9 protein-coding genes and 1 pseudogene are annotated in these 11673 nt (G+C 38.6%); 1 reads left to right on the top strand and 9 read right to left on the bottom strand.

Translation table 11 applies throughout. From position 1 onward, the window contains the following. Window positions 1–51: 51 nt before the first annotated feature. On the bottom strand, window positions 52–2301 hold the full coding sequence (locus ACSLUH_RS05880) for a winged helix-turn-helix domain-containing protein (protein WP_448565368.1): 2250 nt from the start codon (window positions 2299–2301) through the stop codon (window positions 52–54). A 232-nt stretch (window positions 2302–2533) separates the two neighbouring features. On the opposite strand from ACSLUH_RS05880, the gene ACSLUH_RS05875 reads away from it, so the two are divergent. After that, a complete protein-coding gene (locus ACSLUH_RS05875; RefSeq protein WP_448565367.1) occupies window positions 2534–4759 on the top strand; it encodes a DUF5916 domain-containing protein in 2226 nt (741 codons plus the stop codon). A gap of 689 nt (window positions 4760–5448) precedes the next feature. On the opposite strand, the gene ACSLUH_RS05870 is transcribed toward ACSLUH_RS05875, so the two are convergent. The 8 genes and pseudogenes from ACSLUH_RS05870 to ACSLUH_RS05835 form a co-directional block, all read right to left on the bottom strand. Then, window positions 5449–6336 carry a hypothetical protein gene (locus ACSLUH_RS05870; protein ID WP_448565366.1) on the bottom strand — a complete coding sequence of 296 codons (888 nt, stop codon included), beginning with the start codon at window positions 6334–6336 and terminating at the stop codon, window positions 5449–5451. A 130-nt stretch (window positions 6337–6466) separates the two neighbouring features. After that, the gene (locus ACSLUH_RS05865) at window positions 6467–6853 is read right to left on the bottom strand and encodes a hypothetical protein (RefSeq protein WP_448565365.1); all 387 of its coding nucleotides are present in this window, start codon (window positions 6851–6853) and stop codon (window positions 6467–6469) included. Window positions 6854–7035: 182 nt separating this feature from the next. Beyond that, a complete protein-coding gene (locus tag ACSLUH_RS05860; RefSeq protein ID WP_448565364.1) occupies window positions 7036–7635 on the bottom strand; it encodes a lipoyl domain-containing protein in 600 nt (199 codons plus the stop codon). A 102-nt stretch (window positions 7636–7737) separates the two neighbouring features. Beyond that, the gene (locus ACSLUH_RS05855) at window positions 7738–8130 is read right to left on the bottom strand and encodes a hypothetical protein (RefSeq protein WP_448565363.1); all 393 of its coding nucleotides are present in this window, start codon (window positions 8128–8130) and stop codon (window positions 7738–7740) included. 4 nt (window positions 8131–8134) lie between these two features. Continuing rightward, a pseudogene (locus ACSLUH_RS05850) lies at window positions 8135–8401 on the bottom strand (hypothetical protein); the annotation flags it as partial. Window positions 8402–8758: 357 nt separating this feature from the next. Further along, window positions 8759–9295: a hypothetical protein gene (locus ACSLUH_RS05845; protein ID WP_448565362.1), complete on the bottom strand. Its 537-nt coding sequence runs from the start codon at window positions 9293–9295 to the stop codon at window positions 8759–8761. Between the two features lie 14 nt (window positions 9296–9309). Continuing rightward, on the bottom strand, window positions 9310–9831 hold the full coding sequence (locus tag ACSLUH_RS05840) for a hypothetical protein (RefSeq protein ID WP_448565361.1): 522 nt from the start codon (window positions 9829–9831) through the stop codon (window positions 9310–9312). 1 nt (window position 9832) lies between these two features. After that, window positions 9833–11638 carry a hypothetical protein gene (locus ACSLUH_RS05835; RefSeq protein ID WP_448565360.1) on the bottom strand — a complete coding sequence of 602 codons (1806 nt, stop codon included), beginning with the start codon at window positions 11636–11638 and terminating at the stop codon, window positions 9833–9835. Window positions 11639–11673 lie beyond the last annotated feature (35 nt).

Here is an 11673-nt window from a genome sequence, read left to right as displayed (position 1 = left end):
TATTTACTACTTTAGGTGTTTACTGCTTTTTGTATTTACTACTTTAGGTGTTTACTGCTTTTGGGCTCTAAATATATCACCTTCGATATTTATTTGCTCGCTGATGATAAAGCCAGTATCAGCAATGTCATAGCCACAACTACAACTGACTTTATGGGTTTCAATGCTCGTTGTACCAGCGCCTTGTATTGGCTTTACTTCAATTTGATAATCATAAGGTACAGTGTTGCCAGAGCGTGCCGAGGTCATTACATACATCTTACTATCATGAACTTTAACATCTAAGTAAGGTTTGCCAATAAACGATTGAGTAGAGGTTATTGCCTGCTCTGGAAACTTGAGTACAGATTGCTGCGGTGTAAATGCTAGGTAAGCACTAGGTAATTGGTAAATTTGCGTATCAACGGGGTCGATCAGGTAGAGGTATTCCGTGTTTTTATGATCGGTCATTAGTACTTGCCAACGGCTATCAACTTCGATGTTGATTCGGTTGATGCGGTCAAAAACAAATCCTTTAACTACACCATCGATAGACTGTTTGATGTATATATAACGATCAGTTAACCAAGTTGCTGTTAAAGTTCGATGTGGGGTTTTAAAATCTGCCGAGTACTCGGTTAAATCCGCTAAACTTTCTTTTTTAAGTTGTTTGTTTAAGTTGATTAACCACAAATGACTTAAATTGCCTACCAGTAGCATTTCATCATTCGGTGAAAACGATAGCTGTTGGTAACTTTGTTTGTCGTTTAATTTAGTTAACGCGCGACTGTTTCCTTTTGATAAATCGCCATAGTAGATCTGATCTGGACCATTTCTTGTTGAAATAAAAGCGTAGTGCGATGATTTATGTGCAAGTGTCGGGGCCATCTCAAAAACGGTAGAGTTGTTTAACGTACTAACTTGATTAACATGCGCTAGCCAGCGGTTATTGTAGTCTTGATTACGCGTACTATACAGCAGTTCTTCAGTGCCTGAAATACGCGCTAGGTCTTGGCTAAAGTCAACGGTACTGTTTAAAATAGTTTGCTGACCTTCTCCTGAAAAATCACTCAATACTAAATGTGGGCTCGGTGTCGATTTTGCGAAAATAACCCGTTCACCATCTGCAGCCCAAATGGCATTTTTTAAATAAAATTGCACTTGTAACCCTCGTGATAACTGGTTAGTGATTAAATTTAGCGCATAAATTTGGCTGAATGAATGTTTGTTAATGCTTGTGATAAGCAGTTTGTCTTCATTTGGTGATAAATCAATCGCTCGGTTTCCTAATCCCGATACTTCCGGTTGGCTAATTAAGTTATGTTGCTTTTGCTGAGGTTGATATTGATAAACTCGCGTGAGGTGATCGCCATTAACTTTTGCCGTATAGAATAGCGATTGAGTCGACTTAGCCCATTCAATGTCAAATATGGTCATCGTTGAACAATCAAAAATGGGGTTAACTGCTTGCAGTTCTATCGTGTTGTTTTTATTTTTACTAAAACTGGCTTGCGCAACTTCACACTTTTCATTTTCTTGCGCGAGATACAATAGCGTAAATTCGTCAGGCGTTGCGTTTTCTGTTGCCAATTTGGGCGCTTGTAGTGCGATCAGTTTGGTGGTGTAGGGCGATAAACCATTAATCAAAGTTTCTTGTTGGTTCGCTAAATTCTTATGCCATAAGCTACGATGCCCCGTTACGCCATCTTCTCTCAAAAAGAATAAAGCGTTTTGATTGTCACTCATTAACGGTGACAGCTCCCATCCTGCGAGTTTAGTTAAAGCAACGCTCGTCATTGGTTTTGCTGTATTTTTACTAACATTATCAGTCGGTTTTTGTTTGGCTGAGAAACCACCCAGTGCCCAGATAAAACTGATGATTGCAACTAACACAATAAACACAATAGGCCAGTGGTTATTTGTTTCGACAGTTTCAATTTTATCTGAGGGTTTATTCGTATCGCCTAACTCAGTTTTTAGTTGAGTTTGTTGCTCCGCAGGTATGGTTTGCTCGAAGCTCACCGAAGCAATAAAACGATAACCACGTTTGGGAACCGTTTGAATAAATTGCGGCGCTTTAGAGTCATCGTTGAGTAGCTTACGCAAACTGGCAACCAGTTTATTAACCGCATTGTCGGTAACTAAAGAATTAGGCCAAATGGTATCTAATATTTGTTCACGGCTAATAATTTGATCAACGTGATGACAAAACAACAACAACAATTCGAGTAATTTTGGCTCAATCGCCACTTCTTGTTGATTAATGGTAAGCACTGATAATTTGGGGTGAATAACGATGTCGTTAATTCGTATTAAGCTCATGTCTGCAAATAAATAACCGCTAACTTGCTGACATCTTAACATTATTTATAAATAAGGAACGTATAATATCGACTATTTCATCGGTTACTTTATAAAGGTGGTGCACCTAACGTTCTGATTTTTATGGCTTTCATGGTTTTGTCACCTTTTTTCCTTACCTTGTCATTATTTTTCTATCCAACCAATTCACACTGCGCTTAGTTTTAATTACAGTCAGCACTAAGGATGTTAAATGGCGCTTAAATATAAACTCTCAATGCTTGCGTTAGTGTGCTCTAGCATAGCTCAAGCTAATACCATGATTATTGACGGTCAACTTAATGAAGCACAGTGGCAAAATGCCCAAGTGATCAATAACTTTGTTACCACCAAACCATACTCGCTAACAACGCCAGAATACCAAACAGAAGTGAGAGTACTAAGCAATGAGCAGGGCATTTATATCGGTATTAAAAACCAGCAACCCAAAGCAACGCAAATAAGTACGCGCACCAGTAAAGACGATTATCTTGATGCCGACTACAACAATATTATTGTCGATTTTGATAATAACGGCATTGGCGCTTATCAATTTACCATTGGTAACGGTGGCTCGATGATGGATGGTACATATCGAGACGAAAACAAATTTAGCAAAGAATGGGATGGGGTTTGGTATGCAAAAACATCTTCTGATGAACAGCATTGGTATGCTGAAGTATTAATACCTTGGGATATTGCCCCAATGGCTAAAACTGCCAACGTTAGCCGTAACCTTGGTCTTCAATTAGAACGTCATATAGCATCGTTACAAAAAACGTATGCCAATCAGCCAACCAGTGGTAATAGGCAGCGCTTTTTATCGGAGATTAAATCCTTTCAAATAAGCGATCATGCAGGCGATTCGTTACAAACCTTTGTTTCAGTGACTGCACGAAACGACAGAATAACCAGTGACAGTGAGGCAGATGCCAGTATTGATATTTTTTATAAACCCGATAGCAGTAAACAGCTAAGTTTAACCTTAAATCCAGACTTTGGTCATGTTGATAGTGATAACTTAGTGGTTAACTTTTCGCCTACTGAAACGTTTTTCTCAGAAAATCGTGCTTTTTTCACTGAAAATCAATCACTGTTTACCTTAAACGGTCAAGAGAGTTTACGATTAATACATACAAGGCGTATCGGCGCTAAGCCAGATGGAGGTGACGCCTTAGGTGCGGATATCAAAGGCGCGTTAAAATTTACCAGCGTTGATGATCAAATAAGTTACGGCGTTTTCTCAGCGATTGAAGATGATAGCGATCAGGCAAGCGGCCGTAATTTCTTTGCTGGCCGCATGATGCGTAAAACCGAGCGATATAATCTTGGCTATTTAGCAACACTAACCGAACGCGATACACTCAATCGACAAGCAGTAGTGCAAGCTGTTGATTATGGTTACTTTATTAACGATAACGTGTCAGTATCTGGTCAATATATCCATTCAAGTATCGACGAACAACACCAAAAATCGCAAGGTAGTGGTGGTTTTGTCAGTGTCAGTTATCAACCGTCTAATCAATGGCGACACTTTTTATCAGGTACATATTTTGATGAAGATCTGCAGGTTAACGATTTAGGCTTTTTACCGAGAAATAATATTCGCTCACTTGCTTATCAAAATATTTATAACCAGTATGAATTTAGTCAAGAGAGCTTATTTCAAGAACATAAAATCGTTACTGATGTTATTTATAAAGAAAACCAACAAGGCGTAAAGCTAGTGTCTTCATTGGCATTAACTGATATTTGGAAACTAAAAGATGCTAGCTGGTTTCAATGGCAGGTTAGCCTTAAAGATAGTGCATTTGATGACTTAATCACCCGAGGCAACCATGCCGTAGCGCTTAAACAAGGTAAAGCGCTTGATCTAATGTACTTTGGCAAAAATACCGGCAAGCTGCGTTATCATTTACATGCCACGTTATATGATCTGCCAGTAAAGGGGCAAGGTTATACCATGCATGCCCACCCAAGTTACTATTTCAGTGACGATTACGCACTTACCCTTGGGCTTTGGTATACTCAAAGCGATGACTGGTTACTGTGGCAACAAGGTAACGAACTTAATGGCTATCATCGCAAAGAGTTTCAAACCAATATTAATTTCAACGCTATTATCGATGAAAAACAAGAGTTTACTTTGAAGTTTCAATGGATTGGCTTATCCGCGAAAGGAGATAATAGCTATCAGGTTAATGCAAATGGAGAGCTTGCTCTGTTAAATGGGGATGTGAACGATTTTAGTATTTCAGATACCGCGATACAGCTGCGTTATCGCTACGAGATTGCGCCGCTGTCAAATGTTTATCTAGTTTATAGCCGAGGCGGTAGAGCGTTAATTGACAACAATGAATCGTTAAATGCACTGTTTAGCCCAGGCTGGGACAAACGCGATGGCGATAGTATTTCAATGAAAGTTCGCTATCAGTTTTGAATGATAAGTTAACCTCATGTTTGTAAAAGTAATCGCACGAAAACTGTAAAATCAAAGTCTTAAGCTCATAGTGACTTTTTAGCACGCTACTCTTTATTTAATTTAAGGCGTATTAATTAGGAATAGCCAGCTATTTCACGACAATATCACGCAGAAGTAAGTAAAAATAGGTGTTAGAAATGTATTCCTTATGCAGAGCTGAGGTCAAGTTAGTGCCTGTTGAACGTTCGCGGTTAAATGGTTTTCGTGTTTCTAAACCTTCTTCGGTGTAAGATTTTTAGATATTGAAATATCCATTGTCTCCAGTGCGTTGAAAACTTCATTTAAGTGATGGTGTAATTTTCGGGGCAAAGGTCACAATGATATTAAGATATAAATCGGTTTTAATACTACCAATTTAGATGGTTTTACATATTTTGGAGCCCTAAGGTTTCTTAATACAGCTAAAGAATATAATGTTGGTTATCTGCCATGGTGGCTGTTTTGTGTGTTGCTGAAATTATTGTTGGCTGATATTACCTTCAACTGCAGTTAATGTATTAACCGCCAAAGACGTTCATTTACTAAGGCAAATGCTTAATGAAACGGTAAAATGACTAGAATGGAAAAATAAAGAGCGGCAAATATGCCGCTAGAGAGCAGCTAGTAAAATTTAGGCGTTAATGTTGAGTTGTCATACTAGCCATAAACTACAACCTCATTGAATAACAAACACTTTCTAATTTCCATTGGTTATTTTTATAGCGTAGGGAAAACTTCTCTGCATCGCTTGGCGCAACTTCAAAACTGGCTAACCAAATATCAACATGGTTTGCAGAAACCTTATGCCAGCGTGATGCTTGAGCCACCGTCGCAAATGTTGAGGCAAAACTAATTTTTTTTACTAATTCATCACTGGATTCACACGACCAATCTCCCAATTTTTTTGTGCCTGAATAAAAACCACGATGACTTTTTATTGCATAAGGAAGATTGACCTTGCTTGAATAGCTATTTTGTTTTGCTTGGCAGATAACGTTAAAAAATGAATCAACCAATTGCTCGGAAGCAATAACCTTTTTAGTGTTAAGGTAGTTTTTAATGGTAGGGTAGAGCTCAGCTTTTTGCTCATTATGGCAAAAACTTCCTTTGGCGAGTAAGTCTTCGTTTAGCAAACTAAAATGTTTCAATTGCTTTTCGGTTAATAGAACCCCAATATCTTGTGCAACCTTAGCGTTATTTGTTGTTGATTTTACTTCTGGTGGCGGTGTTAAAGGTGGCTGATGTTTGACACGTTGTAAGACCAAATCACCTGTAGTAAAGCGTAGCGTATTGCTTTCCAATGAAAATTTACCCCAAGACTTTTCTTCTCCCATCAGCGAAACAGAGAGTTCGTTATGTTTAACCTGCCATGTACCATGTAAAGAAAATTTAGGAAGGTTGACATAAAGTTTGTTTTCTCTATCTAAGCACAATAATTCAGCATTAGCTTTACTTTGATTTTGCCAGCAGCCAACAAGGTTATCTACTTCAAAAGCGTTTGTGTTGAGGCTACTTAGGGTAATAGCTAAGCCAGTTATCCAGCGTATTTTTTTCATATTCTTTCCTTGAGTTTAAAAGTATTTACAGTGGTTAAAATTGACAATATTGTTTGATTAAAAATTGTTTAGTCGAGTGCGGAATGAATGGCCTTAGTGCCAGCAGCAGTTGGCTTAGCCGGTTTAACCATCAGAGGGTTAAATGCCCGTCTAAATCGGCAAATGTTAATTTAAACTGCCCTGAGCGCTCTATTGTAAACACCGCTTCTGCCCATACCTTGTCCGATTTAGCTTGCGCTAAGCTGAAAAGCTGTTGAAAAACCCGTTCGGCAAATGGCGAGACGGTTACGGCAATATCTTTAACTTTGCTTCCTGTTTCAGGGTGATATTCACGGGTATAAAAGCCACTGCATATAAAACTCTGTTTTTCAGCGCTTTGTGAGCCAATATGAGCATTTGTACAGGTGAGCGTAAGCGTGGCTGATAGCCATGGTTCGTTAATTGAGTGATATAAGAATTGCCCTAGCTGACGAGACAACTCCCGCTCAGTCATTTCTTGTATCGCTGAAATATCCATACACATCCTTTTGTGCTGTCGTCCATCAACATAGGAGGGGAATCTACCTTATTTAATCTTAATTAAAAAGAAAGCGAACGGTATTGATTAAGGAGATTAATCGTTAATTTATCAATATTTCTTTACACCTCTAGGGCTATGCAGGTAATTAGTTATAGCATCCTTGCTTACGTGTTAAAAAGTTAACTCATTATTACATAGGCTATCAATGCAAACAGTGGAGACATGAATAACAGAAAAGCGGTTATATTGATAGGGAGATTTAGTTTAATTACTAACCGTATATAATCTTCACGTTCTAGCTCATCAACCTCGTCATCACTCATACTAGTTGAGCGTACTGAAAAAGCACTTATAAAAATGCCGCTTCCCATTGCTATTAAACACAATGCTACAGGAATAAGTTCTTTCCCCTTAATTGTATGGCCTGTTCTTTCTGTTTTTGAGGGTAAATAAATCTCTCCAGTGTGTAATCCAATAAAGGCGTATAAAATAAATAGAAGACCAAACCATATTAGAAATTTTTCAGGCTTAGTATTTTTTAAATTTTCACTATTTCTATATATTTCCATCGTCAATTGGTTTGAATCAACTACGCCCCCATGTTTAATCTTAATATCAAGGATTGTGCCCGTATACTCGGATCTTATATCTAAGATACCTTGCACTGTTTCAACATTGAATAGTAAATCCCCTTTTTTAACTTCTTCGCCTTTATGCACATAAATCATATTTATTTTCTTTGAATCTTGATCATAAAAAGTAGGCGCTAATACTTCCATATTGTAATACCTTTATAAATTTGCTTAATGATTAAATATAAAATCATCCTTTCCAAGTTGTTAAAGAGCGAAGGTAATACAAATTACCGAATATTTTATTGATTAAGAAAAATCTGGCCTTAATTGCTCACGCATTTCTTTTATTTTGGCGGGCTTAATTGTCCAGCGATTTGGGTTGTCAAACTCAAAGTCTATTTTGATACGTCCGGTTGATTTTTCCATTTGGATTAAGAGTTGTTTAAATTTATGGCCAGTTTGTTCATAGATCATTTTTCTAAGGTCTTTTATTTTGTCGCTTAAAAGCATTGGCTCTTCTTTGATTCTTGCCGTTGCGGTTCTAATATTATCTTCGTGATATAAGAAGCCTGAGTTTGCGAGATGACCATCTGCGACGTCAAAAACAAAAGTTAAAGCCTCCCAGTTGTTCTCAATGACTTTTTTACAACGCAGAGTTAATTCGCCTAATTCTAAAATATACTTATCATCAATATTCATTTTTTTACCTATATGCTTTCATGTCCTTTCTTCGGACTCTATCAAAACCTTCTCCAGATCTATTGTTAAACTCATGATCCCGTTCGAAGACAACATCGCCAGTGTTTGGGTATATGACTTCATATTCAGAAATAATATCCGTCGGTCTCTCAGAGCCTGGAGGATGAAGCTCAACTTTCAACTTGATCTCAAACCCTTCGTCAATCCAATCAGCCCATTCATTTTCCATTTTCTTGTCAGCACTGCGGTTTAAATTCGCATTTTGTGGGAAAAGGTTTTTAAACCTAGGTCAGACATAAAGCGATGTCCGATAATATGTCCCCCATCATCATCGGCTAAGCGTGCTAAGCCGCAACGGTTTGTTGCAAATTCTTCTCTTCGTTTGAATGCTTTTCATTGTACGTATTATCAAGGGAGCTCTGGCTTGGAGGATTTTTTGAGAAGGGTGCGCTTTAATGTACCCCACTTAGTTCAAGGTTTAACTCAAGCTAAGTGGGGTAGTTTTGGCATCCGTTCCAAATTGTTAAAGAGCAATCAAACGCTTGTGATTAGTTAATGGGTTGACCATTCGCCAGGCATTTCCAATCTTCTGCTGGTGGAAGAGGTTGAAAATTGTCAAAGGACGTTCTTAAAGCGTCCCGTTTTCATATTTATTCGCAAGCTCTTTCCATAACTCCAGTAACCCACCTTGAAATAAAAAGCTATCTGAAAAACTAATTGTTTGATAAGAGTTACTGATTGGCGCATGATCTTTTCTTTGTAGGTTCGTTATATCATAGCCACCATCTCGGCGTGCATTTCCTGCATCCACTAACCGGCCTAAAATTAAGTTTTCCCCAGCGATGGGGTCTTTGTCGGTGGCAATTTTATTAGGCGGAAGGCCACCTTGGCTGGAGGGTTTTATAAAAAATTCGAGCTTATTAACGAACCACGGTAATATTGCTAATGGAGCATCAAACTGGTCTGTCGTTAAATAAGGTGCTTTGTTTTTTGGGGTGATTATCCAATGATGTACAATGGATAAGTGTTCACCTTGTTGAAAAAATGAATAGATTTCATCTGGATAATTTAATTTATCATTAATTTCAGCGATTTTTAATATGCCATCAGGCGGGCAGTTTGGATCAGTAATTTCAATTAACGCGGGTAGGTATTGTGAACTCATGGTTTCTTTTTCAACTACAAAATACCCTTTTGATACTTTTCAGCTAAATCTTTCCAAAACTCTAATAAGCCACCATCGTACATAAATGGATCTGGGAAATCAAAGCCTTGATAGCTGCAACTATCAGCTGTTTTACCATAATCAATACGGCTTAGGTTTTCTAATATATAGCCTCCATGGTCTGGGCCTCCGACACAAACGCCACGAGTAAACAATAATGTTTCTCCTTCAACCTCTGCTTTATTAGATATTTTGCCTTCTTTTAACCCTCCTTGGTTTGGTGGGGTGGAAAATATGCCTAATTGCTGCATTACCCATGGTAAAACGGCCAATGGAAAACAGGCTTGATACTTTAAATACTTAGTGTGTTTAGTAACAGGGTGAGTCCAATCATTGCCCATGAATATGACAAGTAAATTCTCAAACATTAAAAATATATAATCATTGTTAGGTTTATTTGGATTTTTTAGTTCGCCAAGTCGTTTGAATTCGTTTGGTATTGAACTAGGGTGAGCTATTCTAGGAGGAGTGAGCATCTTATTTTCCTATCAGTTTTAAATCAGTAACAATGGTAATAGCATCACTGTCTCGGAGTTCTGCTATCGTTTGCGGTTTTCTCTCAAGGGTAAAGATTTCAACCACACCAATTTTCTGTTTATTTGGTAGATTGTTTTGGGTCACACCTGTTCCTAAAAAATCTTCATTACTGCCTAGCTTATTGTGGAGTTCTAGACGGCTTTTAAAGTGTTCTACTTTTTCGTCTTTTTCTAATAAGACTTCACCAAACTGCTCCATACCTTGTTTATCCCAAATATCTATTTCGCTTTTTTCAGCTTGCCTATATAAGTTTTGGTAAGTAGCTTGATATTCATGAGTGAATACAGAGTCAACCACTTTGGCATCAATAGTGTCTAACTCTTCTTTTGCAAAGTTACCAAGCTCTTTAAATGTAGGTGTAATAGATTTAGCTCCAGATGTTTGAGCGGCTTTGTGAGAATCTATTAATATCATGGTATACGTTTTTTTAGGATTATAAGTTAACCCTAAAATTTCGGCTATAAGTTTTGGATCTGTATCTGCCGATTCTATTTGATCGAATGTTGTCGACCAGTATTTGATCCCCGTTCCATTTTTGCCTTCAAAGTTGCCTCCTAACTTTCCACTCAATGGAGATTTTGGTGTCTCTCGATCTTGTAGGTACCTTTCTTCCATAAAGCGTACATGAAAACGTTCATTAGCGACTTTACCTGCTTGAGCCATAGCAAGTAGTTCATCATCTGAATATTTTGAGCGATAGCCGTGTTTTTTAATACTTTGACGCGCTATTTTAAGGCGATTAAACGCATCAGTTAACGACACAGGTGGTGGAAATTTCTTGAATTTAGGCGCCTCTAATGTCACTTGTGGCTCGGGCGCTTTAGTGGTTAAGGCGTTCTCGCCCTCAACTAACGCTTTGCTTTTTTGCTGGTTTAGTTGCTTACGCTTGAGTATGTCAGCAATATCAAGCAGTGATTGGTTGGCTTTTACAACATATTTTGATTTAGAGGCGGCGGAAACCGCAGCGCCAGCACCTGCGGTCAGTACTGCAAGCAATATTTCGAATAAGAAAATGCCCCCTATACGGTGTTTGTCGACAATCGAATGTGCATCTACATAGTTTTCTGGAAAACTCACTAGCATTTCGCGGGTAGGCTCATCGGTGATGACAATAACCAATAAGTCAAAGGCGTCACTTAATTGCTGAAAGCTTTTTTCACTGGCAGATAATAGGGTTTCTAATTGAACTTTAATCCGGTAAATATCAGCTCGTTGTAAGGCGCTAAACAGGTGTTGAGCGGCTGTAAAGGCATTATAATGTAGCTCAAGTGATAAGGCAGCTAAATCCGTCAACCCAGAGATTAACGTTTCACCGCCTTGATAAACCCCTGTCATTACCGCGCCAGAGCGTATTGCCCATTGTTCAAAAAAGCTGGCTTGCTCAAACAAGGCATCTTGAAGCGCTGCTTTGGCTTTAACTTCGCTTATCATGCCTGATAGTGCTTGGTTTAACGATGCTCTAAGGGCGATGAGCTTTTGCTCATCTTCCAAGGTGGCGCAGTTGAAGGTGACTTGGCAAGCGCCAGTGGCTAACTCTGCAACGGTGGCTTGTCCATTGGCTAATTCTCCGGTATGCACTTGCCCGTGTGCGTCGATTACCTGATATTCAATGGTTTCTTTAGCTTGTTCACTGTCAAGCTCATAAGTAAGGTTTAAAATTGAAGTAGGCGCTCCAACCTCAGCAGGCTCGTTTTCTTGAGCTTTTCTTGGCTTACCGTCCAGCACCTTCATTTGTGGAAACGGCAACGGGGTAATTCTGGCAATATTGGGGGCACTTTTTT

The organism is Thalassotalea ganghwensis, assembly GCF_053485795.1.
This window is presented reverse-complemented; position numbering and strand designations above follow the sequence as displayed.

Excerpts from the sequence above, each read along its gene's own strand:
- ACSLUH_RS05880 (WP_448565368.1), bottom strand. The coding sequence starts at position 2,301 with ATGAGCTTAATACGAATTAACGACATCGTTATTCACCCCAAATTATCA.
- ACSLUH_RS05875 (WP_448565367.1), top strand. The coding sequence starts at position 2,534 with ATGGCGCTTAAATATAAACTCTCAATGCTTGCGTTAGTGTGCTCTAGC.
- ACSLUH_RS05870 (WP_448565366.1), bottom strand. The coding sequence starts at position 6,336 with ATGAAAAAAATACGCTGGATAACTGGCTTAGCTATTACCCTAAGTAGC.
- ACSLUH_RS05865 (WP_448565365.1), bottom strand. The coding sequence starts at position 6,853 with ATGGATATTTCAGCGATACAAGAAATGACTGAGCGGGAGTTGTCTCGT.
- ACSLUH_RS05860 (WP_448565364.1), bottom strand. The coding sequence starts at position 7,635 with ATGGAAGTATTAGCGCCTACTTTTTATGATCAAGATTCAAAGAAAATA.
- ACSLUH_RS05855 (WP_448565363.1), bottom strand. The coding sequence starts at position 8,130 with ATGAATATTGATGATAAGTATATTTTAGAATTAGGCGAATTAACTCTG.
- ACSLUH_RS05845 (WP_448565362.1), bottom strand. The coding sequence starts at position 9,295 with ATGAGTTCACAATACCTACCCGCGTTAATTGAAATTACTGATCCAAAC.
- ACSLUH_RS05840 (WP_448565361.1), bottom strand. The coding sequence starts at position 9,831 with ATGCTCACTCCTCCTAGAATAGCTCACCCTAGTTCAATACCAAACGAA.